We start from the raw sequence: 21,715 nt of genomic DNA, 5'->3' as shown, positions 1-21,715 counted from the left end.
CCATGCACAAGATAATCAACTCTCCGGCGAGCGCCGTTGATGACTACGTGAACGCACTGGCCGCACGTACGCCGAGCCTGGCCCGCGTCGCCGGGTGGAACGTGCTGGCCCGCGCGGGCTCGGATCCCGCGCAACTGCGAGAGGTGGCCGTCATCTCCGGTGGCGGGTCCGGTCACGAACCGGCCCACGCCGGTTACGTCGGCGAAGGGATGTTGCACGCCGCCGTGCTGGGCGAGGTCTTCACGTCACCGTCCGCCGACGCCGTCCACGCCGCGATCAAGGCGACCGCGGGTCGCGCGGGCGCGCTTCTGGTGGTCAAGAACTACACCGGGGACAAGCTCAACTTCGGGATAGCAGCGGAAATGGCGAAAGCCGACGGTATCCCGGTGGAGACCGTGCTCGTGGGCGACGACGTGGCGCTGCCCGGCGAAACCCGGGTCGGCCCGCGCGGCATCGCGGGAACCGTGCTCGTGCACAAGATCGCCGGCGCGGCCTCCGCCCGCGGCATGAACCTGGCCGAAACCGCCGAGGCGGCCAGTGCGTTCGCCCGCAAGCTGGGCAGCATGGGCGTCGCAACCGGCCCGTGCACCCTGCCCGGCGCACTCCGGCCGAGCTTCGACCTGCCGCAGGGCGAGATCGAATGGGGGCTCGGCATCCACGGCGAGCCAGGGCGGGAACGCGGCTCGGCTCACTCGGCCAAGGGCATCGCGACGCGGCTCGTCGGTCACGTCGTGGAGCAGAAGGCCATCCCGCCGGGCGCTGCCGTCGTGGTCCTCGTCAACGGTCTCGGCGCCACAACGGCGCTGGAGCTGGAAATCGTGGGTGCCGAGGTCCAGTCGGCGCTCAACGAACATCGCATCCACCCGGTCCGGATGTGGACAGGGAGCTACCTCACCGCGCTCGACATGGCCGGGGTGTCGGTATCGCTCGCCCAGGTCACCGACGACGAACTGGAACTGCTCGATGCGCCGGCGTCCACTGTGGCCTGGCGTGCGGCGCCCCGTCTCGATCCGGGCATGAGCCGGACCAGCCTGGTCATCGCCGATGCCGGTCCGGACAACGACGACGGGCGAAACCGGCGAGCGGAGGATCTGTCGGTCGCCATAACAGCGGTGACCGCTGCGGCCGAGGCCGTCATCGCCGCGGAACCGGCACTGACCGACCTGGACCGCGCAATCGGTGACGGCGATCTCGGCACCAACCTGGCCCGTGGGGCACAACGCATCCTGGCAGCTGTCGGCACGCTGAGCAGGCTCGGCAGCCATCAGCTCCTGCTCCGCGAACTGGCGGCGCTCCTGCGCAGGCATGTCGGTGGCACCTCCGGTCCGCTCTATTCCCTGCTCGCACTGGGCGCTGCCGAAGAGCTGGCCCGCGCCGATCCCTCGCCGGGAACCTGGGCGAGGGCCTTCGCCGCCGGAACCAGCGCGGTGCGCCGAGTCGGCGGGGCGGAGGTCGGCGACCGGACCATGGTCGACGCACTGGCACCGGCCGCGGAAACGCTGTGCGAGGCCCTCGACGATGGCCGTCCGGCCGAGGCGGCCGTGCGGCTGGCGCTGTCCGCCGCCGAGGCGGGCGCCCGTGCCACCGAACAGATGCACGCCGGGCTCGGGCGGAGCAGCTACCTGGGCGAGCGGGTCGCCGGCCATCCGGACCCCGGGGCGGTCGCCGTGGTGGTCTGGCTCAGGGCCGTGGCCACCTGTCTGTACGGAGACAACTGATGAACGAACCGATGCCGTTGCGGGTCACCGCACGAGAGCCGATGGCCGACGATGTGGTGGGCCTCGAACTGGCGCGGGCGGACGGAACCGAGCTGCCCGCGTGGGCTCCCGGCGCCCACATCGATCTGCACCTGCCGGCCGGGCGCGAGACGATGATCCGCCAGTACTCGCTCTGCGGCGACCCCCGGGACCGCAGCAGGTACCGGATCGCCGTGCTGCTCGCGCCCTCGGGCCGGGGCGGCAGTCGGCACATCCATGATCGGCTCACCGAAGGCGATACCGTCCTGACTTCACCGCCGAGAAACACCTTCGAGCTCGTGCCCGCGGAGCACTACGTGTTCGTCGCCGGAGGAATCGGAATCACCCCGATCCTGTCGATGGTCCATCGGGTGGCGAGCAGCGGGACGAGCTGGGAACTGCACTACACCGGGCGTACCCGCCGCTCGATGGCCTTCACCTCGCAACTGCCCGGGGCGGGCGGCAGCGTCACGCTCGCCCCCCGTGACGAGACCGGGCGGCTGGACGTAACGCACCTGCTCGGTATGGCCAGAACCGATACGGCGGTCTACTGCTGCGGCCCCGAATCCTTGCTCGAGGCAGCGGAAAAGGCGACGGCCCACTGGCCCGCCGGAGCACTGCACGTGGAAAGGTTCGTCAACTCCCAGACCGTGCACGAACCGGGCGACGAGCCGTTCGACGTCGAGTTGGTACTCAGCGGCAAGACCGTCACGGTCGAGCCGGGAGTGTCCATCTTGACCGCCGCCGCGTCAGCCGGGGTCCGGGTGTTCTCCTCGTGCCGGGAAGGCACCTGCGGCACGTGTGAGACATTTGTCGTGGACGGGCAGGTGGACCACCGCGACGCCGTGCTCACCGACGAGGAGAAGGAAGAGTCCGAAGTGATGATGATCTGTGTATCGCGTAGCCGCGGTGGCACGCTACGACTGGAGCTCTGACATGGCCGACCGCGTCGTCCGGGAAAAGCTCGCCACGACCATCGTCAGGGACGACTACCTTCCCGCCCTGATCGCCCTGATCGCCAACGATCTGCTGTGGACAGGCACCCGGATCTACCACCAGAGGTTCGGTATCCACACCAACGAATGGCGTGTCCTGAGTGCCCTGGGCAACTGCCCCGGCGCGAACGCGAAAGAAGTCTGCGACGTTCTCGGGATGAACAAGTCCGTCGTCTCGCGGAGCGCGGCCGTGCTGCGCAACGCAGATCTGGTCGTGATGGAAAAGGAGGATGGCGTACAACGCCTGTATCTCACCGAGGCAGGCGCGGCGGTCCACGACGAGATCCTCCCCATCGCCATCGGGCTCCATCAGGAGCTGATGGCGGGCTTCACCGACCGGGAACAACGGCAACTGAAGAAGTACCTGTGCAGGCTGCTGGCGAACTCGGAAAAACTCCAGCGATACGAGTCCGAGCAAACGCATGCCGACGATCTGTGAGCTCGCTCGTTCGCCGGCCGCCTATGACACCGGTCTCAAGATCGCCCGGCCCCACCATGCTCCGAACCGACACCCGGGCCGGAAGCCGTCCAGCTCGCGAGAAGATCCATGGCTCGCTGTGAGGGTGATCCGGCCTCGGTGGTGTAGACGAACAAGGTGATGTCGGGATCGCCCGGCAGAGCGAGGGTCTCGTACTCGACAGTGAGATCCCCGACGAGGGGGTGGCGCAGACGCTTCGAACCGTGGGTGCGCTGGTGGACCCGGTGCTGTTCCCACCACTGGTCGAATTCGCGGCTGTGTTCGCGCAGTTCGGTGACGAGGGCGGCCGTAGCGCTGTCGTCTGGGTCGCGGCCGACCTCGAATCGCAGGCTCTCGACCGCGGCGCGGGCCTGGTCCTGCCAGTCGACGAACAGCGCCCGGGCGTCCTCGTCGAGGAACATCCAGCGTGCGTAGTTGCGTTGCTTCGGCGGCAACCTGTCGAAGTCGGTGAACAGTGCTTTGGCCATCCGGTTGGCGGCCAGCACGTCGGTGCGGCGGCCGAGAACAAGTGCGGGCTCGCCGTCGAGTGAGTCGAGAAGCTGATAGAGCCCTGGACGCACTCGTTGGACGCCACGGGCTCGTCGGTGGGCCGGTGCCGCGGTCAGTCCGATGAGATCCTCGAGATGCGCACGCCCTGCGGCGTCGAGTCCGAGAGCGCGGCCGATGGCCTCGACCACAGCAGCGGAGGGCATGATGCGCCTGCCTTGTTCGAGACGGGCGTAGTAGTCGGTGGACACCCCTGCCAGCAGCGCGACTTCCTCGCGCCGCAGACCGGGCACGCGGCGCACGCGCCCGTCGGGCGGCAGGCCCGCCCATGACGGGTCGACCTGGCTGCGGGCTCGTCGCAGGAAGTCAGCGAGTTCGCGGTTGGTCTTGGCCATGGAACCGATTGTCCCCAACCTCGCCCAGTTCGCGAGTGGACCTGCGCGTCCTAGGTTGCCCAGTCCGCGGTCGCAGAGGGCGCGAGATGACCGTCCACAGCGGCTTCTCGTGAGCCACGCTTACGTCGTGCCGGCGCCGGGTACCGCCTGGACCGCGCTCCCTATACAACGTGAGTTAAGGACGACAATGAGTTTCCCGAGGAATCGACCCGCGATCTGGTTCGTCACCGGTACTTCCCGCGGTCTGGGTCTCGAGTTGGTCAAGCAGCTGCTCGAGCGCGGCGACAACGTCGCCGCGACGACACGCTCGACCGAGCGGCTGCTTTCCGCGCTCGGCGACCGCGTCGACACCTCCCGCCTGCTCCCGCTCGCCATCGACCTGCGCGATGACGAAGCTGTCACGCAGGCGGTCCACCACACCAGCGAGCGCTTTGGTGGCCTCGACGTCGTCGTCAACAACGCCGGTTACGGCTTCCTGGCGGCGGTGGAGGAGACCAGCGACCGCGAGGTCCGCGACATGCTCGACGTCCAGGTCGCCGGTGTGTGGAACGTGTTGCGTGCCGCTTTGCCGATCCTGCGCGGGCAGAGGAGCGGCCACATCGTCAACGTGTCGTCGGTCCTCGGGCTGACTGCGGTCCCGGGCTGGGCGCTCTACTGCGCAGGCAAGTTCGCGCTGGAAGGCCTCAGCGAGGCCCTCGCAGCGGAGGTCGCTGACTTCGATGTCAAGGTCACCATCGTCGAGCCCGGCTACTTTCGCACCAACTTCCTCACCAAGGACTCGCTCGCGTTGCCGGCCGACACCACGCAGGCGTACCCGGCTGTCCGTGAGATGACCGTCGACCACCTGAACCTGCAGGGTGGCCAGCTCGGTGACCCGGTCAGGGGCGCGGAGGCGATCATCAGCCAGGTCGTCAGCGGTGATGGCCCACTGCGCCAGTTGCTCGGTTCGGACGCTCACTCCTTCGCCAGCGCCAAGGTCGACGCCCTGCGCGCGAACGTCGACGCCGCCGCAGAGACCGCGGCCGCGACCGACTTCCCCGCGACTGAAGTCCCGCCGACGCCCTGATCGCAGCGCTCGCCTGGAACACGCGCGGACCCATCACCGCTGACTTCCGCCGTGAGACGGTCGGTGGGGGTCGGCGTGAATATGTGTGCGCATTCCTTGCGGGTCGAACAGGATGAGTAGCTCGACGACGCCGCCGTCGGCGCTACCCAGCCAGTGCGGCAAGGACGTGTCGAACTCGGCTGCCTCGCCGGGTGGCAGTGTCAGGTCGCGCTCGCCGACGATGAGCCGTAGGTGCCCGTTGAGCACATACAGCCATTCGAAGCCGTCGTGGATCTGCGGGGTCGGCTCGCGCGGTTCGGGCTGGGCGGGGATGAGCATTTTGAACGCCTGCACCCCGCCCGGCCGCCGGGACAGCGGTATGAAGGTCATCCCGAACCGGTGGATCGGCGTGAGGTGGATGCGGGGGTCGCCGGTGCGCGGGGCGCCGACGAGGTCGTCCAGCGGAACGTTGTAGGTGCGGGCCAGCGGCAGCAGCAGTTCCAGGGTCGCGCGGCGCTGCCCGCTTTCCAGGCGGGACAGGGTGCTCTCCGACACGCCGGTTGTCGTCGCGAGGTCGGCGAGGGTGATGCCGCGGTGACGGCGCAGCGCGCGAAGTCGTGGCCCCACCCCGTCGAGCACATCGTCCGTTTCGCGGTCCACACGAACATCTTGCCAGAACCGCAAGATTCCGTGCCAGGTCGGCGCATGCCTGGCGAAACTGGGCCTACACCAACGGAAGGAACACCGATGAACGCCACTGACGCGGTCACGTTCTGGGACGAAACGCACGCGGCGCGGCCAGCGGCCCACGACCCGCGGCCGAATGCCCGGCTCACCGAGACGGTCACTGGCCTGTCACCCGGCGACGTCCTGGACCTCGGCTGCGGCGACGGTGGCGACGCGCTGTGGCTCGCCGGCCGGGGATGGCACGTCACCGCTGCCGACATCTCGGCCGTGGCGGTCGAGCGGCTCGCCGCCCTCGCCGACGCACACGGCCTCGGCGACCGCGTCACCGCCGTGCGGTACGACCTGGGCGGGGCTTTCCCGCAGGGCGAGTTCGACCTGATCTGCGCCCACTACCTGCACTCCCCCTTCGACCTGGACAGAGCAACCGTCCTGCGCTCGGCCGCGCACGCGTTGCGCCAGGGCGGGCGGCTGCTGGTCGTCGACCACGGCTCGGCCGCGCCGTGGACGTGGAACCAGGACCACGACGTCCGGTACCCGAGCCCGCGGGAGGTTGCTGCGGACATCGACCTGGACGCGGCGACGTGGGCGGTCGAGCGGGCCGACACACCCCGCAGGATCGCGACCGGACCAGGCGGACGCACCGCCGAGGTCATCGACCACGTCCTGCTGATCCGCCGCACCACCTGACACTCGCCGCGCACGAAGGAAGGAGACCGCCATGCCCGCCACCACGCGCCGCAACCGCCGCCGTGACACCCCACCGCCCCGCACCGGAAGCAGCGAGACCGAGGTCCTGCGCGGATTCCTCGACTACCTCCGCGCCTCGATCGCCGCGAAGGTCGACGGCGCACCCGAACCACACGTGCGAACAGCCGCGGTGCCGTCGGGCACGAACCTGCTCGGCCTGCTCAACCACCTGACCTGCGTCGAACGCTCGATCTTCCTCGGCGAGAACGTCACCGACTGGCAGGCGACCTTCCAGGCCGCGCCAGCGGACAGCGTGGCCGACGTCGTCGCCCGCTACCGCGAGACGGTCGAGCGCGCGAACGACGTACTCGACGGGTGCACCGATCTCGCCACACCGGTCCCCCGACCGCGACCGGGACGCCCCGCTCCCAGCGTCCGCTGGGCACTCACCCACATGATCGAGGAGACCGGCAGGCACGCGGGCCACGCCGATATCCTCCGCGAACTGATCGACGGCGCGACCGGGCGCTGACAGGTCCACAGATCATCCATTGTGGACAGACAACATCTCAACGTTCTCGATGGCCCTGGTAAGCCCGCCAGCCGCCGTAGGCGGTGATGTCGGGCGCGCCCTCGAGCGCGACTGCCTCGCAGAGGAAGCCGGCGACGGTCCGGCCGTCACCGAGCCGCACCGGTCCGATCCCCATCGGCGCGGGCAGGTTCGCGACGAACGTGCCGAAACCGGCCGCGGGCAGCCGCCACAGCTCGCCCGCGACAGCGGCTCCGCCAGCGGCGACACGTGCCAGACCGGGCTTCGGCGGCGTGGTGGGCAGCGCGTACAGCCGGTAGGTCGGCGCGGTGCGTACGTCCGCGACGAAGCTGCCACCGGCGGAGACCAGCTGGTGGTTCAGCGGCTGGCCGCGCAGGTGCGCCCCGACGACGAGCAGCTCGACCGCAGGGGCAGCGATCCGCTCCGCGAGCTGTGCCAGCGTGCGATCGGCGAAGGGGGCGCCGGTGAGCATGACTCCGAACGGCAGCCCGGCGACCGCGCCCGCCGGGACCGCGAGCGCGCTGCGGTCCAGCAGGTTCGCGAAGTTCGTGTAGCGGCCCATCCGCGCGTTCGCGCCGACGGGATCCACCGCGACCTCCGCGAGCGTGGGATGCCAGGTGGTCGTTGGGGTGAGGAGCGCGACCGCGCCGTCGAGCCGGGAAAGCCCTTCGTGGCCGAGGAGATCGAGCCGCTCGCAATCGCGGACGTAGTCGACCGCCCCTGCCTGCGCGCCCGCCAGGATGATCGCCGCGACCGTGGGATCGAGATCGTCGCCGACGAGTTCGGGGTGCGCCGCGATGAAGTCACCCACCGCCGCCGTGCGCTCGGCGACGAACGCCCCGCCGTACAGCAGCGTGGCCGCTTCCAGCAGCGGCGCGATGTCGACCTCGACGATCTCGGCGCCGCCGGCGGCGAGATCGGCGACGACACGGGCGAACGCCTCCGCCCAGCCGTCCGCGAGGCCGGCCAGCTGTTCCGGGGTGGGCACGGCGACCCGCGGCGAGGCGTCGAGCGCGGGTGCCGGCTGGTCCGGCCGTGCCCGCGGGTCGACACCATCGGCACCGCTCATCAGCTCCGCCGCGCGCCGGGCCGTTCCGAGATCGCGGGCGAACACGGTGACGCAGTCGAGCGTGCGGCAGGCCGGGACGACCCCCGTCGCGGGCACCAGTCCGGCAGTGGGCTTGACGCCGTAGACACCGTTGAGGGCGGCCGGCACCCGCCCCGAGCCCGCCGTGTCGGTGCCCAGCGCGAGATCGACGATCCCGAGCGCCGTCGCGACAGCCGAGCCGGAGCTGGACCCGCCGGAGATCCGTGCCGGGTCCCACGCGTTGCGCACCGCCCCGAACGGGCTGCGGGTACCCACCAGGCCGGTCGCGAACTGGTCGAGGTTGGTCTTGCCGATCACCACCGCACCAGCCGCGCGCAGGCGGGCGACGGCGGTGGCGTCCCGGTCCGGGTCATACGCGAACGCGCGGCTGCCCGCTGTCGTCGGCAGCCCGGCGACGTCGATGTTGTCCTTGACCGCCACGGCCGTACCCGCGAGCGGAAGCCGCTGTCCGGCGGCCACCCGCCTGTCGATCTCCTCGGCCTCGGCCAGCGCCGTCGCCTCGTCGCGCACGGTGATCCACACCTCGGGCCGGCCGGTCTCCCGCAGGCGGGCGTAGGCCGCTGCCACCCGCGCGAACGCCGCGCCGGTCATCGCCGCGTCACAATCATCCGCAGCGGCGTGCAGTCGAAGTCGTTGCAGGGGTTGTTCATCTGCGGACAGTTCGACACGATCACCAGCACGTTCCGCTCCGCGTGCAGGGCCACCCGCCTGCCCGGCGCCGACATCCCGTCCACGATGCCCAGTGAGCCATCCGCCTCGACCGGTACGTTCATGAACCAGTTCAGGTTCGACACGAGGTCGCGCGCCCCCAGCCCGTGGCGGGCGCCCTCGGCGAGGAAATTCTCGCGGCACGCGTGCTGGTAGGCCGTGTGGTGGCCATAGCGCAGCGTGTTCGACTCCTTGCTACAGGCGCCACCGATCGTGTCCTGCCGGTCCACCTCATTGCCCACGACAGTCATGAGGGGGCGACCCAGGTTGCTGCGCAGCACCGTTCCGGTGCGCACGTAAACGTTGCCCTGCCAGGCAATCGTGTCCGCCGCGCTGTACCTCTCGGCGGTGGCGGCGCTGTCGTCAGCGGCGTAGAAGAGACAGTCGGCCGACTGGTTGCCGCCGACGTCGACGATCGTCAGCACGTCACCCGCCGCCACGACACCCGACCACGCGGCCCGCGAGGCGACGCGCGCGTCGAGCACGACCTCCCCCGGTACGAGCGGGTCCGACCAGTCGAGCGGGCTGGCGGGGTCGTGGACGGGCCGCGGCGGAACCGTGGTCGCGATGCTCATCTCGTACTCCTCGTTCGTCGCAAGCGGTTCACAGCCCGGCCAGCTCTGCGTAGGCGATCGTGTTGCGGTAGGCGCGTTCCCGCTCCGGCGAGGCCACCGCGACGGCATCGTCGAGAGCCGTCGGCCGTGACCGCCAGGCATGCACACGCAGCGGCCCGGCGATGTAGTCCGGGCGCGGATCGCGCGGGTGCGGGCTGTTCACGACCAGAACGATGAGCGGGAGCTCCGCCAGCAGGTCGACGGACCGGCCAGGCCCTGCTGAGCCGGTCCATTCCAGCGCGCCGTCGGCGGCCACCCGCACGCCCTTGAAGAACGACACCGCGGGCGGCAGGTCGCGCGGCTCCAGTCCGTGCTTGGCACCGGCCAGCCGCAGCAGCGCGTGGCCCGACGGCGACGGGCCCTCGGGGGCCGCCTCACCGTATTTCGCCTCGTTCCACGCGTCACTGCTCACGCCGCAGAACGCGTCGTGGTGGCCCGAGGTGTCCGAGACGACCGTGGCGAGTACCCGGCCGTCACCGGAGAGCAGCGGGTGGCCCGGGCCGAGGTACGCCTGCCACGAGATCTTCTGCGTGTCAGCGACGTTGAGCCGCTCCCCCGGCGCGAGTGCGTTGTGAACGAGAACGCCGGCGCAGGCCTCGCCGTCGACGTCCTCGAGGCGCAGCCGGGTGCCGCGTGTGACGCGCAGGTGCGTGTAGCCGCCGGGCGCGACCGTCTCCGCCCAGGTCAGCGAGGCGGGGTCGACACCGTCGGGAGGGAACGGCGTCTCGGTGGGCGGCAGGTAGGGCATCCACTCGGAGACGGACGCCCGGCCGCGCGCGTCCGTCCGCGCCTGCCCGACGCTCGCCAGTCCGCCGTCATCGCGCCGGCCGATCGTCATGTCGATTCCTCCTCGCTGTGTATCCCGTATCCCCCGCCACCGGCCCGGTCGAGGATCCTGCGTGGCTCGGCCACGAGCATCCGGTCGAGGCGCCCGGCCGGGACCCCCGCCGCGAGCAGCGCCGGGATGATCCGCTCCAGCAGGTAGCCATAGCCGTAGCCGCCGTACGTCCGCAGCTGTGCCTTCGTCCACAGCGACTCGCCGAGCACGTGCCGCGAAGCGGGATGTTCCGCACAGAAGCGGGCGAAGAAGTCCAGGCGCTCGCCGTCGGACGGGTTGTGGACGCGGCCGGTGTGACCGGCCTCCGTCCCGTAGCACATCTCCAGCACGGCACCGGCCGCGGCGAGGTCGGCCCAGTATCCGGCGTCCAGGTACTCGTCGGCATTGGTGAAGACCACCCGCTCGGCCGGCAGTCCCTCGGCGGCGCACAGTGCGAGCACCTCAGGGCCGCGGAATGCCTCCGGATCCAGCCGCACCGTGACAGCGGCGCCCGCCCGGACGGCCGCCCGCGCCGCCGCGCGCAGCATGGCTCGCTCCGCTTCCGGCAGGTCCGCCGTCGTACCCATGATGCCGAGCAGACCGGCGCGGTAGCCGGTGCCCGGCACGCGATCCAGCAGCGCACCGGCCAGGTGTTCTTCCAGCCCCGCCTCATCGAGATCGGCGATCCAGCCGGGGAGCGTGGACCGAAGGTAGGCGCCGTAGCTGCACACGATCGTCATGCCTGACCGGCGTGCCACGTCGGGCAGGCCCGCGTGGTCGGGGCCGAGCCCCCACGAGGTGGACTCCACGAGCGCGCGCTGGCCCAGCGCGACGGCGCGGGTCAGCTCGGCGACGGCGACGCCGGGCTCGTCCAGACGCAGATTGTCGGCCAGCGCGAGCATGTTCCAGCGCAGGTAGCCCAGTGTCTCGGGGACGACACGGTCAGCGGTGGGGCCGGGCTCGGCGCCGTCACGGCGCAGCCTGGAGGCGTCGCTGAGTACGTGGTCGTGCATCGACGTGACGCCCAGCCGCTCGGCGGGGATGGGGCCCAGCACAGTTTCGATCACGCGCGTTCCCTGCTTTCGGTACGTGTCTCGACGACGGTGACCAACTCGAACACGTTGCCGCCCGAGAGGCTCGTGACGCCGATGCTCGCGGACGTGCCCCGTCCGATCTCGTCGCCGAAGACCTCGACGAAGAGGTCGTTGGCGCCGTTCGCGACCAGGTTGACGTCGGTGAAGTCGGGGGCCGTCACGACGAAGCAGAGGGTGCTCACCAGCGCCGTGACCTCGTCGAGCGACCCAGCGCCATGCCGGATGAGACCGAGCACGTTGACGGCGGTGGCGCGGGCGGCCTGGTAGCCCTGCTCCTGGGTGACATCGGCGCCGACGCGGCCGGGGAACAGCTTGGTGCCCTGCCGGTCCTCGGGAGTCATCCCGCTGATGGTGAGGGTGCGGCCGGAGCGGTGGAAGGGCTTCATCGGGCTGTAGCGCTCGCCGTAGGGCGGGTCGCTGTAGTCGGGAATCACCAGGCCCAGCTCGGCCACGCGCTGCTCGGGAGTTGAGGTCGTCGGCACAGGGCTCCTCCCGCTCAAGTGAATCCCTAAAGTGGATCCATCTTAGATAGTATCGGATACACATTACCGACGGGAGGGTCCATGGCTGGTGCGGAACAACGAGTCCGAGAGCTCCGACTCGACATCCCCGACTACGCCGACCCGCCCTACGGCCGCCGCTACGGACCCATGAAGCCGTTCCATCGCATCGGCAACCTGCTCCAGCTCAGCGGGCTGACACCAGAGAACCGCGCCGGAGAACGGCTGCACCCCGGCGTCATCGGCGTCGACGTCACCATCGAGCAGGGCTACGCCGCGGCCCGGCTGACCGCGATCCACACCCTCGGGATGATCCGCTACGCCATCGGCTCACTCGACCACGTCGCGAGCCTGTCCCGCGCGCTGTGCTTCGTGGTCTGCCCGCCGGGATTCGAGCTGCCACACGAGGTCTCCAACGGCGCGAGCGACCTGTTCCTGGAGGTCTTCGGCGAGGAGATCGGCAGCATGGGCCGCGCATCGATCGGCGCGACGACACTCTCGCGCAACAACTGCTTCGAGCTCTGGCTCGACCTGGAGTGCGTACCAGAACCGACCCGCGCATGAGGCCCGATCAGGACATCATCCGCACTGTTCCGTTCTGGCTCATCTTCACCGCCTCCGCGCTCGGCGCGATGACCAACGCGGCCAGCACACCGATCATCCCGGTCTACGTCGAGCGTGTCCTCGACGGCGGCACGACCCTGTCGGGCGTGGTCATCTCGATCGCCGCGGTCTCCTCGATGGTCGCGATGCCCATCGCGGGGCTGCTGGGCGACCGGCGCGGATACCGGACGGTGGCGCTGACGGGCGGCGCGCTCGCCGGGCTCGGGATGATCCTGCTGGCGGTCGTGCCGTCGCTGTGGGGAGCCGGTCTGGGCCGCATCCTGTTCGGGCTCGGCAACGCCGCGGCGATGACGCTCGTCATGACCTGGCTCGTCGCGATGGCACCCCCGGCGCAACGGGGCAGGGCGCTGAGCATCTTCGGGCTGAGCGTGTGGCTCGGGCTCGCCCTCGGCCCACAGGTCGGCGCCGCCGTCAACCAGGCGAGCGGACCCGCCCAGGTGTTCGTGGTGTGCGCACTGCTCGAGCTGGCCACCGCCGGGCTCATCGCCTGCCTGCCCCGGCCGCCAAGGCCAGCACATCCGGACCCGCCGGCCGCGAAGCCACGGCGCGCGGCCGGGGTCGGCCGGGCCTTCCGCGCGGTCTGGGTGCCCGGTGTCGTCGCCGCGGCGGCCTGGTGCGGCGAAGGCCTGATGCTCGGGTTCCTCATCATCCACCTCGAAGCCGGTGGTGTGCCGTCGAGCGGGATCCTGGGCGCCGCGTCGGTCTTCGCGGTCTTCTCCGTGAGCGTCATCGGAGCACGCATGGCCCTCGCGAGCCTGCCCGACCGCCTCGGCCCACTGAGGTCGACCGCGATCTCGCTGTGCGCGCTGGCGGCGGGCCTCGCCATGCTCGGCTTCGCCCGTAGCTTCTGGACCGCCGCGATCGGCGCCGCCCTCATCGGCGTCGGCTTCTCACCCCTGTACCCGTCGCTGACCATGCTCGCCACCCGTGGCCTGAGCGTCGCGAACCGGGCGCTCGGGCTGGGCATGTTCTCGAGCTTCACCAGCGTCGGCTTCGCCAGCGGCGCCCTCGTCGGCGGCCTCGTGATCGCCGTCGCGTCGACAACCTGGGCGTTCGTTCTGGTCGCGGGGCTGCAAATGGGAGCGCTGGCCGTTGTCACGGTGTTCACCCGCGACGACTCTCCACGCGAGAGCCCCGACCAGGACCCACCCCGCGACCCCGCCGCGTAAGCCCTGCCGTCTTGGCAGAATCAGGCGGCGACCATGGCCGGCTTCGCCGGTGGGGCGGCGATGACGTGCACGCGCTCCGGGTCGCGGCAGGCGAGCCTCGCCCGGGTGCCCACCACGAGCGACGACACGTCGGCCGATGGGGACAGCGAGCACACCACCTTGCGGCCCGCGTCCGTCAACAGCTCCAGCCGGAACCGGGTGCCCTGGAAGCTCAGCAGGTGGATCGCGCCCTCGACGTGCCAGGCGGGACACGGCTCGCCGTCGGCGACGAGCTCGAGGTCCTCCGGGCGCAGAACGGCGGTGCCGTCGACATCGGAACCGTCCGCGCCATCCAGGATGCGCCCACCAGCGGTGGGCAGCAGGTTCGCCTCACCGAGGAAACCGGCGACGTAGGAGTTGACGGGATGACGATAGAGATCCTCGGGCGAGTCGACCTGAACGAGGACACCATCGCGCATGATCGCGACACGATCGGACATCGTCAGGGCCTCCGTCTGGTCGTGCGTCACGGACACCGTGGTGATACCGACCTGGCGCTGGATGCGCGTGACCTCGACCTGCATCTGCTCGCGCAGTTGCTTGTCCAGCGCCGCCATCGGCTCGTCGAGCAACAGCACGCCGGGGTTCGCCGCGAGGGCGCGGGCGAGCGCGACGCGCTGCCGCTGGCCGCCCGAGAGCGACGCCGGCGAGCGATCGGCCATCCCCGGCAACTGGACGAGCGCGAGCATCTCGTCAGCCACGGCGCGCCGCTCCTTGGCCGGACGCCGGGCCGCGCGCAACGGGAAGGAGACGTTCGCACCGACGGACATGTGCGGGAACAGCGCGTAGGACTGGAAGACGACGCCGACGTTGCGCTTCTGCGGCGGTCGTTTGTCCACATTGACGCCATCGAAGGTGAGGTGTCCACTGTCGACGGTTTGCAGGCCCGCGATGACGTTCAGCAGCGTGGACTTGCCACTACCGCTCGCGCCGAGCAGCGTGACGAACTCTCCCGGCTCGACGTCGAGCGACACGCCCTTGAGCACGTGGTTGTGGCCCAGCGTGACGTGCACGTCCTGGATCGAGAGTGCGATGGTCATCGGGAAGCTCCTTCGAGCGCGGCCGGCCGGTCGGCGCGGCGCGGGGAAAGCGCGCGCCTCGTCCTCCGCCGCCGTACGGCGTTGCTGACGGGGATGATGGCGAGCACGAGGATGGCGAGGAACGAGACAAGGGTCGACGCCGCTGTCAATTCGGGCGAGAACGCCTCCTGCGACGCGTTCAGCATGCGCAGCGGCAGCGTCTGCTCACCAGGTGGCATGAGAAACACCGCGAGCACGACCTCGTCGAAGACGACGACGAACGCGAACAGTGCGCCCGACAACAGGTACGGCACGAGCGCGGGCAGCTCGATCTTCCACAGGATCAGCGGCCACCGGGCGCCGAGGGTGCTGGCGGCCGGGCGCAATGCGGGATCGATCCGGGCCAGGCCGCCGGAGACGATCACGAAGACATATGGCAGGGCGACCAGTGCGTGCCCGACGATGAGCGCGACGAGCGTGCCGCGCAGGAAACCGAGTTCCATGTTCACGCCGTGGAGCCCGACCGCGTAGGCGATCGGCGGAAGTGCGATCGGGACGATGAACAGTGTGCGGATCCAGCGTTGCGCCAACCGGTTGCGGACCCGCGTCAGCCCGATCGCTCCCAGCGTGCCCAGCACGGCGGCGATGAGGGTCGAGACGGTCGCCGTCCACAGCGACAGCTGGAACGACTCCATCCAGCGGCGGTCGCTGAGCACCTCGGTATACCACTGGAGGGAGAAACCCTCGGGCGGAAACAGAATGAAACTGCCCCCGGTCCACGACGTCGCGACGAGGATGAGGAACGGGACGATCAGGAGCAGGCTCGCGAGCACCGCCACCACGATGACGGGAATCCGGTACCAGCCGAGACTGCGGCCGACGGGTGTGCTCATCGCGTCATCCCCATTTCTCGCTGACCCGGAAAAGGCGGTCGGCGATGAGGTAGACGATCATCGTCCCGCCGACGAGGAGGATGCTCATCGCCGCCCCGATGTCCGGCCGGTTGGCCTGGTTCATCTGCGCGTTGATGACGCCCGACACGGTCATGTTGCTGGGCCCGCCGAGCAGGAGCGGCGTCACGTAGAAGCCAAGGGACATAACGAAGACGAGGATGCCGCCGCTCAACGCGGGCGGCAGGATCTGCGGCCACGTCACGGCGCGGAAGGTCAGCCACGGTCCGGCTCCGAAGATGGTCGAGGCGTTGAGCTGTTCACGGTCGATCGACTGGAGGGCCGACATCACGGGCAGCACCGCGAACGGCAGCATGACGGCCACCATCGCCGGATACATGCCGATGGTCGTCTGGTACAGCTCGATCGGCTCGTCCGCCAGACCGAACAGCCCGAGGAACCAGTAGATGGCGCCCCGTGGCAGCTCGAGCAGCATCCAGCCGAAGGAACGCACCATAATGGACGTCCACAGTGACAGGATCAGGGCCGCGACGAGCACGAACCGCAACCATGCCGGTGCGGCGACGACCGCGAGCGCGTATGCGGTGCCCAGGATCATCGTCAGGATCATCACGATGACGGCCATGACGACCGTACGCAGGAGTGACGCGGCGAAGGCAGGCACCTCAAAGGCGTCCGTGTACGCCGTGCCGCCCTCCAGCGACTGCGTGACGAGTGTCAGCAGCGGTAACCCGAGCGCCAGCACGAAGAAGATCAGGGGTGGCCACAGCAGCCACCTCGCCTCGGCTTTGGACACTCCCAGTGGCTTGCGCACCGGCGCGTCCGCTCGCGCTCGGGGTATTGCGGTGGATGGCATGCTCACGTCGACATGCTCCGAGATCGACGTTTCCGGGGTGTTTCACTGACGGTCGTCATGAGTTGCCTCGCCTTCCACGCGGATCGGCTCGCCCGCTCAGCCGGCCGGCCAGGCCGTGTAGGCGGTCATTCACGTACCCACTCAATGGATCCAATCTATCCAAGCATGGATCCTGAACTGTATCGGCGATGTTAAAGGTCCGCAACAGGCGGTTTGTCAGTCGAGAACGGGCGCGCCCGAGAGGAACCGGTCAACGACGTTGCCGAGCAGGCGCGACACGGACGTTTCCCCACCGGCACCACCGAGCGCGCCTGCGAAGGCGATCGATCCGGTCGAGAACACCGCCCCGCCACCCGAGCGCGGGACCAGCACGAGATCGGAGCGAACCCTCGGATTGCGCGCACCGCCCAGCACCCGGCTGGTCATGTTGAAGTTCTCGCGCGCTTCGAGCATGTCGTCGCCGTGCCCGACCGACGTCGCGAGAACGACGGCGTCGGCCGACGTTCCGAGCAACGGACTGGCCGAGTCGATCTCCAGTCCCGCCGCGCCCCCGGCGACGCCGTAGCGCCCGAAGTCGCGCTCGGAAGCGTCCAGAACGCCCTCGAACACCCACCCGACCCGTGGATCGTCGGTGGCGCGGCGATACCCCGCGGACGCGCCGGGGTTGCCGGCCGCGACGAACCCGACGCCGAACGTCTTCTGCGGGGCACGCCCGCGGAAGCGCCAGATCCCGCCCGGCTCGCCGGTGAACGACAGGTGGTACTCCCCCGGATCGGCGCACCATGCCTGGGTGCCGCCCCACCGGCGGATCTCGATGACCTGCTCGTCGTCCGGATCGAACCCGGTGACCCAGTACATTCCGTTGCCGCCGAGGTAGAGAAGGCGGCCACCGGTCGAGACGTACCGCTCATAGGCGTCGAGCATGGGGCCGCTCGCGTACTCGGGGTGCGATCCGGTCAGCACGGCCGCGTAGCGCGACAGCAGGCTCGCGCCTTCACGGTGCAGCTCGAGGTCGGTCACCACGTCGTACGGACGGCCGGTGCGTTCGAGCCAGTCGACGATCTGCATGTCACCGGTGAACTGCCAGACCGGCGCGTTGTGGTCGTAGGCCCGCTCGCGCATCGTGAGGATGGGCCGGCGCCAGCTGGAGTAGAAGACCGGTGAGCCGTCGCCGTGCACCTCGTACAGCGACAACCCCAGCTCGCGACGCGCGTTACGGAACAGCTCGAAGTCGTCGAGTGTGGGCACCTGCTGACTCCACACCTGCGTGCGCGGGCTGTCGACGCCAACATGGTCGTTGGCGTACGCGAGGTAGGAGTTGGTCGGCAGGACGAGCAGCAGCGGCGCGGTGGCCGTGCCCTCGGGTGGTCCGACGAACACCGGGACGAGATCCGTTGTGTGGTCGCTGGCCGTGAGCCGCACGGCGTACACCCCGCTGCGCAGGTCGTCCGGCAGCGCGATCCCGCCCTGCGACAGCCAGCCGCAGTCGGTGAGATCGTCGCGGTGGAAGTGGATCGCCGCGTACTCCGCCGGCGCGAACCGCGCGTCGGTGACGTCGCCACACCAGCTGGAGGCCGTGACGGCACGGTGCGGATGCTGCACGGCGGCACCGTGCCGCCCGTGACCGCTTACATCCGTGATGCGCGTGGTGGCGGCGACGCCGCCAGCTCCGATGTCCGCACCCAGGTCCCACGCCGCCACCACCGCGAGATGCTCCGCCAGCTCGCCGCGAGAGCCGGTCGCCGCGGCGTCCGCCACAATCACCGGGTTCTCGATGCGACCGTCGAAACTCAGCTCGGGGCCGTCCGGGCGCAGCGAACGGCACCCCCACAGCAGCGGCCCGCGAGCCGGAACAACCTGTGCCCCAACAACAACCGACGCGGCCACGGTGTCGCAGGGCGCCCGCACGAACCGGTTCGATGCGAACGTCCCGGCCGGGGTGACCTCGATCCGGAGTCGCTCGCCGGGCCGGCCGGGGATCACCGCCCTGACCTCGACCCAGCAGCCCGCCGCGAGCGGAGCGCCGACGGCGAGGCTCACCGGACCGGACGTCGTGCACACCCCGGCACAGGCCCGCCCATCGGACCCGACCCCCACCCACCAGCCGGTGCCATCCGCCGCGTGCGCGATCGCCACCTGCGGGCCGAACGCCGGATCACCCGGCGTCGTCGGCATGAATGCGAGCGCGACGACCAGGCCGTCCTTCCCGATCGGCGGGATGCCGTCGAACCGCGCGTACGAGCCGAGCGCGGTCGGCTGGTCGATGCCACGCGCCGAGACAGGCACGGCACCGGTTACGTTCTCGGCGCGCCGCCGGACCCCGGCCGAGGGGATCTCCAGTGCCAGCAGCCGGACGAGCTCACCTCGCCAGTGCTCGGCCCCTGTGCTCACCTGCAGCGCGACCGTGTCGCCCGGACGGTAGGAGACGCGGTCGGTGTAGCCCAGTACGCGTGGTGGCACGGTCGCTTCGTCACCCATCAGCGTTCTCCCATGGTCAAAGCGCGAAGACCTCACGTCCGCCGACGACGGTGCGCAGCACCATGGCACTCGCGAGCTCGTCGTCATCGGCCTCGACCGGATCGACGCTCACCTCGACCCAGTCGGCCAGCTTTCCTGGCGCGAGACTCCCGCGCTCGTCATCGGCGAAGCAGTAGTAGGCGGCGTCGACGGTCCACATGCGCAGCGCCTCGGCCGGGGTGAGCGCCGAATGCGGCCCGAGCGGTGCGTCCCGGCCGCGTACCCGCCGGGTCCGCGACTGCCACATACCGAACAGCGGAGACATGGGGAAGTCGGGACCGTCCGAGCCACCGGCCAGCCGCACACCGGCGTCCGCCCAGGCACGCAGCGGAGCCAGGTCGCCTGCCGGCGCGCCGAAACGGTCGGCGATCCCGGCGCCGACCCGCCAGTGCATGGACGGCTGCGTCGACAGGACTACGCCCAGCCGGGCCGCGAGCTCCATCGACTCCGCCGACGGCCACAGGTAGGCGTGCATGACCGAGAACCGGAGGTCGCGGACGGGACGCAGCCGGTCGGCCCGCGCCATGCACTCCAGCACGATGCGCACAGCCTCGTCACCGACGGTGTGGACGGCCAGGGACCAGCCGCGCGTGGCGCAGTGATCCGCGAGTGCCTGGAACGTTTCGGTGGAGCAGACCTGCGTGCCGTGGTAACCGGGCTTTCCTGGCCATTCGCGGCTGAGCAGCGCGGTACCGAAGCCGCCGGTGCCGTCGAAGTACACCTTGAGCGGGCCGATCCGCAGCCGCTCGTCACCGAACCCGGTCACCGTGCCGAGACCGGTGAGGAACTCCTCCGGAGGGACCGCGGTGTCCACAAGGGGCATCGCCAGCGTGCGCAGCGTCAGCGTGCCACTGGTCCACGCCTCCTGGTACACGGCCAGCTCAGCCGGTGTGAGACCGGGCTCGGCGGCGCCGACGACGCCGAGGCTGTGCAGGTGTGCCTGGCCCTCGGCGAGGGCGGCATGCAACTCGTCCAGATCGACCGGCGGCACCTGTGAGAACACCAGGTCCGCCGCAGGCCGCTCGATGAGCACGCCGGTCGGTTCGCCGTCGTCGTCGCGTTCGATGGTGCCGCCGGGCGGGTCCGGTGTCGTCCGGTCGATCCCGGACCGTTGCAGCGCGGCCGTGTTCACGATCGCGTCGTGCGTGCGGCGATCGAGGTAGAGGGCCGTCGTTCCCGAGACGGGATCGAGGTCGTGCCGGTTCGGCAACCGGCCCTCCGCGAGGTCTTCGGCGTGGAAGTGCGCGCCGACGACCGCCCAGTCGAGCCCGGGGTGGCGGGCCAGCCAGTCGCGCACCCGCTCGACGACCTCCCGCACCGATCCGGCGTCGGAGATCGTCAGCCGCCGCCGCTCCAGACCCACGACGAGCGTGTGCACGTGTGCGTCGATGAAGCCGGGCAGCACGGTCCCGCGAGCCTCCTCGACCCGGGCCGACGGCTCGAGCGCACGCAACGCTGCCGCCTCGCCCGTCGCGACGACGCGACCGCCACGCACGAGCATCGCCTCCGCGAGCGGTCGCGCGTCGTCCATCGTGCGGACCCGGCCGCGGACGATCACGGGGTGACCGTCCGTGGCCGGGCCGGTGGCGGCGATCAGCCGGCCAGCCACGACGTGTACCAGTTGAGCAGCTCCTCGGTCGCTTCCGCGCGGGCCTTCGAGTCCTGGTAGACTACGGCGGTGTGGCTGGGCGCGTTGGCGAGGTTGTCCTGGACGTCCGCCGGGATGTGCTCGTACGCCTCGGGGTTGCCGGGGCCGTAGTTGGTGCGCGCCGCGAACTCGGCCTGCCGCTCCGGGTCGTGGAAGTACTCCGTGAGCGCCAGGATGTTCTCGGCGTTCGGCGCCTGCTTCGGGATCGCGATCACGTTCGGAGCCACGACCGCCTGGTCCCACGAGACCGTGACGTCCTGGCCCGCGTTGCGCAGGGCCGAGAACTGGCCGCTCGGCCCCATGGCGACGGCGGCCGTCCCCGACACGAGCAGCTGCTGGATCTCCGGATACGACATGTAGAACACCATGTTCGGGCGCAGCTCGTCGAGCTTCGCCGAGCAGCGGTCGAAATCGAGCGGGTACAGGTTCTCGGGGGCGACACCGTCGGCGAGGAGCGCGATCTCGCACGAGCTGTCGTAGCTGCCCGGTGTGCCGGGCCAGGCCCGCTTGCCAGGGTAGGTCTGGACGTCCCAGAAGTCGGCCCACGTCTTGGGACCGCCGTTCGGGAAGGTGTCGCTGAGGTAGCCCTGCGCGTGACCGACGTAGAAGGTCCCGAACGCGTAGGCGCGGATGTCCTCGGGCAGCGCCTGGTCCTGGTACTCGGCCGGGATCTGGGTGACGTTGTCCTTGTTGGCGTACACGAGGTCGAGCCCGACGTGTGTCGCGTCGTAGTCGCCTTGCCCACCCGACATCATCGCTTCCTGCATGGCGTCGTTGACCACGACCGAGACGACCTCGACGCCCGTGTTCTCCGTGAAGGGAGCGAAGTAGATCTCCTGGCGGGCCTCGTTGGTCGGACCGCCGAAGTCGGCCCAGATGATCTCGCCGCTCAACGCGGCCGTGTCCCCGCTGGTCTGCGCTTCGCCGCCGCTGCCGCATCCCGCGAGCAGGGCGATACCGGCGGCCGCGGCGCCGAGCCGGATACGCGCTCGGCGAATGTCCGTGCGTGTGCGCGCCATACGAACTCCTTCA

Annotated in this window: 21 protein-coding genes; 8 read left to right on the top strand and 13 right to left on the bottom strand. The window is 70.2% G+C overall.

Annotated elements, in window-relative coordinates:
* Positions 1-2: 2 nt before the first annotated feature.
* The 3 genes from dhaL to ABZ863_RS08570 are packed head-to-tail and all read left to right on the top strand — an operon-like array spanning position 3 to position 3,170.
* Positions 3-1,718: a dihydroxyacetone kinase subunit DhaL gene (gene dhaL, locus ABZ863_RS08580; protein ID WP_358532499.1), complete on the top strand. Its 1,716-nt coding sequence runs from the start codon at positions 3-5 to the stop codon at positions 1,716-1,718.
* Complete coding sequence (locus ABZ863_RS08575) at positions 1,718-2,671, top strand: PDR/VanB family oxidoreductase (protein WP_358532497.1); 954 nt, start codon at positions 1,718-1,720, stop codon at positions 2,669-2,671. Before dhaL ends, ABZ863_RS08575 begins: the two co-directional genes overlap by 1 nt.
* 1 nt (position 2,672) lies before the next feature.
* The gene (locus ABZ863_RS08570) at positions 2,673-3,170 is read left to right on the top strand and encodes a MarR family winged helix-turn-helix transcriptional regulator (protein ID WP_358532495.1); all 498 of its coding nucleotides are present in this window, start codon (positions 2,673-2,675) and stop codon (positions 3,168-3,170) included.
* Positions 3,171-3,205: 35 nt separating this feature from the next.
* On the opposite strand, the gene ABZ863_RS08565 is transcribed toward ABZ863_RS08570, so the two are convergent.
* Positions 3,206-4,090, bottom strand: coding sequence for a helix-turn-helix transcriptional regulator (locus ABZ863_RS08565; RefSeq protein WP_358532493.1), 885 nt, complete (start codon positions 4,088-4,090; stop codon positions 3,206-3,208).
* A 187-nt stretch (positions 4,091-4,277) separates the two neighbouring features.
* Here ABZ863_RS08565 and ABZ863_RS08560 point away from each other — a divergent pair, with 187 nt between their 5' ends.
* Positions 4,278-5,156 (top strand): SDR family NAD(P)-dependent oxidoreductase, encoded by an 879-nt coding sequence (locus ABZ863_RS08560; protein WP_358532491.1) that lies wholly within the window; start codon positions 4,278-4,280, stop codon positions 5,154-5,156.
* 33 nt (positions 5,157-5,189) lie between these two features.
* Here ABZ863_RS08560 and ABZ863_RS08555 read toward each other — a convergent pair whose 3' ends face one another.
* On the bottom strand, positions 5,190-5,795 hold the full coding sequence (locus ABZ863_RS08555) for an XRE family transcriptional regulator (RefSeq protein ID WP_358532488.1): 606 nt from the start codon (positions 5,793-5,795) through the stop codon (positions 5,190-5,192).
* An 87-nt stretch (positions 5,796-5,882) separates the two neighbouring features.
* On the opposite strand from ABZ863_RS08555, the gene ABZ863_RS08550 reads away from it, so the two are divergent.
* Positions 5,883-6,509, top strand: a complete 627-nt coding sequence (locus tag ABZ863_RS08550; protein ID WP_358532486.1) for a class I SAM-dependent methyltransferase — start codon at positions 5,883-5,885, stop codon at positions 6,507-6,509.
* Between the two features lie 31 nt (positions 6,510-6,540).
* Positions 6,541-7,041 carry a DinB family protein gene (locus tag ABZ863_RS08545; RefSeq protein ID WP_358532484.1) on the top strand — a complete coding sequence of 167 codons (501 nt, stop codon included), beginning with the start codon at positions 6,541-6,543 and terminating at the stop codon, positions 7,039-7,041.
* A gap of 37 nt (positions 7,042-7,078) precedes the next feature.
* Here the strand turns inward: ABZ863_RS08545 and ABZ863_RS08540 are convergent, their stop codons facing one another.
* The 5 genes from ABZ863_RS08540 to ABZ863_RS08520 are packed head-to-tail and all read right to left on the bottom strand — an operon-like array spanning position 7,079 to position 11,882.
* A complete protein-coding gene (locus ABZ863_RS08540) occupies positions 7,079-8,758 on the bottom strand; it encodes an allophanate hydrolase (RefSeq protein WP_358532483.1) in 1,680 nt (559 codons plus the stop codon).
* The gene (locus tag ABZ863_RS08535; protein ID WP_358532481.1) at positions 8,755-9,450 is read right to left on the bottom strand and encodes an urea amidolyase associated protein UAAP2; all 696 of its coding nucleotides are present in this window, start codon (positions 9,448-9,450) and stop codon (positions 8,755-8,757) included. The genes ABZ863_RS08540 and ABZ863_RS08535 overlap by 4 nt, the downstream gene beginning before the upstream one ends.
* Positions 9,451-9,478: 28 nt before the next feature.
* Positions 9,479-10,327 carry an urea amidolyase associated protein UAAP1 gene (locus tag ABZ863_RS08530; RefSeq protein WP_358532480.1) on the bottom strand — a complete coding sequence of 283 codons (849 nt, stop codon included), beginning with the start codon at positions 10,325-10,327 and terminating at the stop codon, positions 9,479-9,481.
* Complete coding sequence (locus tag ABZ863_RS08525; protein ID WP_358532479.1) at positions 10,324-11,373, bottom strand: hypothetical protein; 1,050 nt, start codon at positions 11,371-11,373, stop codon at positions 10,324-10,326. Before ABZ863_RS08525 ends, ABZ863_RS08530 begins: the two co-directional genes overlap by 4 nt.
* Complete coding sequence (locus ABZ863_RS08520; RefSeq protein ID WP_358532477.1) at positions 11,370-11,882, bottom strand: RidA family protein; 513 nt, start codon at positions 11,880-11,882, stop codon at positions 11,370-11,372. The genes ABZ863_RS08525 and ABZ863_RS08520 overlap by 4 nt, the downstream gene beginning before the upstream one ends.
* Positions 11,883-11,963: 81 nt before the next feature.
* Here ABZ863_RS08520 and ABZ863_RS08515 point away from each other — a divergent pair, with 81 nt between their 5' ends.
* Complete coding sequence (locus ABZ863_RS08515) at positions 11,964-12,464, top strand: RidA family protein (RefSeq protein WP_358532475.1); 501 nt, start codon at positions 11,964-11,966, stop codon at positions 12,462-12,464.
* The gene (locus ABZ863_RS08510; RefSeq protein WP_358532474.1) at positions 12,461-13,693 is read left to right on the top strand and encodes an MFS transporter; all 1,233 of its coding nucleotides are present in this window, start codon (positions 12,461-12,463) and stop codon (positions 13,691-13,693) included. Before ABZ863_RS08515 ends, ABZ863_RS08510 begins: the two co-directional genes overlap by 4 nt.
* Before the next feature lie 20 nt (positions 13,694-13,713).
* Here ABZ863_RS08510 and ABZ863_RS08505 read toward each other — a convergent pair whose 3' ends face one another.
* The 6 genes from ABZ863_RS08505 to ABZ863_RS08480 form a co-directional block, all read right to left on the bottom strand.
* Positions 13,714-14,772: an ABC transporter ATP-binding protein gene (locus tag ABZ863_RS08505; RefSeq protein ID WP_358532472.1), complete on the bottom strand. Its 1,059-nt coding sequence runs from the start codon at positions 14,770-14,772 to the stop codon at positions 13,714-13,716.
* On the bottom strand, positions 14,769-15,644 hold the full coding sequence (locus ABZ863_RS08500) for an ABC transporter permease (RefSeq protein WP_358532470.1): 876 nt from the start codon (positions 15,642-15,644) through the stop codon (positions 14,769-14,771). The genes ABZ863_RS08505 and ABZ863_RS08500 overlap by 4 nt, the downstream gene beginning before the upstream one ends.
* A gap of 4 nt (positions 15,645-15,648) precedes the next feature.
* Positions 15,649-16,518 (bottom strand): ABC transporter permease, encoded by an 870-nt coding sequence (locus ABZ863_RS08495; RefSeq protein WP_358533154.1) that lies wholly within the window; start codon positions 16,516-16,518, stop codon positions 15,649-15,651.
* 216 nt (positions 16,519-16,734) lie between these two features.
* Positions 16,735-18,996, bottom strand: a complete 2,262-nt coding sequence (locus tag ABZ863_RS08490) for a N,N-dimethylformamidase beta subunit family domain-containing protein (RefSeq protein ID WP_358532469.1) — start codon at positions 18,994-18,996, stop codon at positions 16,735-16,737.
* Positions 18,997-19,012: 16 nt separating this feature from the next.
* A complete protein-coding gene (locus tag ABZ863_RS08485; RefSeq protein WP_358532467.1) occupies positions 19,013-20,644 on the bottom strand; it encodes an amidohydrolase in 1,632 nt (543 codons plus the stop codon).
* A complete protein-coding gene (locus ABZ863_RS08480; RefSeq protein WP_358532465.1) occupies positions 20,629-21,702 on the bottom strand; it encodes an extracellular solute-binding protein in 1,074 nt (357 codons plus the stop codon). Before ABZ863_RS08480 ends, ABZ863_RS08485 begins: the two co-directional genes overlap by 16 nt.
* Between the last annotated feature and the right edge of the window lie 13 nt (positions 21,703-21,715).

The organism is Saccharomonospora sp. NPDC046836, from assembly GCF_040645195.1.
Classification (GTDB): domain Bacteria; phylum Actinomycetota; class Actinomycetes; order Mycobacteriales; family Pseudonocardiaceae; genus Prauserella_A.
The sequence above is the reverse complement of the archived record's forward strand: the minus strand, read 5'-3'. Positions and strand labels throughout refer to the sequence as shown.

Bases quoted from the DNA above. Each gene is read 5' to 3' on its own strand.
- dhaL (WP_358532499.1), top strand. From the start codon at position 3: ATGCACAAGATAATCAACTCTCCGGCGAGCGCCGTTGATGACTACGTG.
- ABZ863_RS08575 (WP_358532497.1), top strand. From the start codon at position 1,718: ATGAACGAACCGATGCCGTTGCGGGTCACCGCACGAGAGCCGATGGCC.
- ABZ863_RS08570 (WP_358532495.1), top strand. From the start codon at position 2,673: ATGGCCGACCGCGTCGTCCGGGAAAAGCTCGCCACGACCATCGTCAGG.
- ABZ863_RS08565 (WP_358532493.1), bottom strand. From the start codon at position 4,090: ATGGCCAAGACCAACCGCGAACTCGCTGACTTCCTGCGACGAGCCCGC.
- ABZ863_RS08560 (WP_358532491.1), top strand. From the start codon at position 4,278: ATGAGTTTCCCGAGGAATCGACCCGCGATCTGGTTCGTCACCGGTACT.
- ABZ863_RS08550 (WP_358532486.1), top strand. From the start codon at position 5,883: ATGAACGCCACTGACGCGGTCACGTTCTGGGACGAAACGCACGCGGCG.
- ABZ863_RS08545 (WP_358532484.1), top strand. From the start codon at position 6,541: ATGCCCGCCACCACGCGCCGCAACCGCCGCCGTGACACCCCACCGCCC.
- ABZ863_RS08540 (WP_358532483.1), bottom strand. From the start codon at position 8,758: ATGACCGGCGCGGCGTTCGCGCGGGTGGCAGCGGCCTACGCCCGCCTG.
- ABZ863_RS08535 (WP_358532481.1), bottom strand. From the start codon at position 9,450: ATGAGCATCGCGACCACGGTTCCGCCGCGGCCCGTCCACGACCCCGCC.
- ABZ863_RS08530 (WP_358532480.1), bottom strand. From the start codon at position 10,327: ATGACGATCGGCCGGCGCGATGACGGCGGACTGGCGAGCGTCGGGCAG.
- ABZ863_RS08515 (WP_358532475.1), top strand. From the start codon at position 11,964: ATGGCTGGTGCGGAACAACGAGTCCGAGAGCTCCGACTCGACATCCCC.
- ABZ863_RS08510 (WP_358532474.1), top strand. From the start codon at position 12,461: ATGAGGCCCGATCAGGACATCATCCGCACTGTTCCGTTCTGGCTCATC.
- ABZ863_RS08505 (WP_358532472.1), bottom strand. From the start codon at position 14,772: ATGACCATCGCACTCTCGATCCAGGACGTGCACGTCACGCTGGGCCAC.
- ABZ863_RS08500 (WP_358532470.1), bottom strand. From the start codon at position 15,644: ATGAGCACACCCGTCGGCCGCAGTCTCGGCTGGTACCGGATTCCCGTC.
- ABZ863_RS08495 (WP_358533154.1), bottom strand. From the start codon at position 16,518: ATGCCATCCACCGCAATACCCCGAGCGCGAGCGGACGCGCCGGTGCGC.
- ABZ863_RS08490 (WP_358532469.1), bottom strand. From the start codon at position 18,996: ATGGGTGACGAAGCGACCGTGCCACCACGCGTACTGGGCTACACCGAC.
- ABZ863_RS08480 (WP_358532465.1), bottom strand. From the start codon at position 21,702: ATGGCGCGCACACGCACGGACATTCGCCGAGCGCGTATCCGGCTCGGC.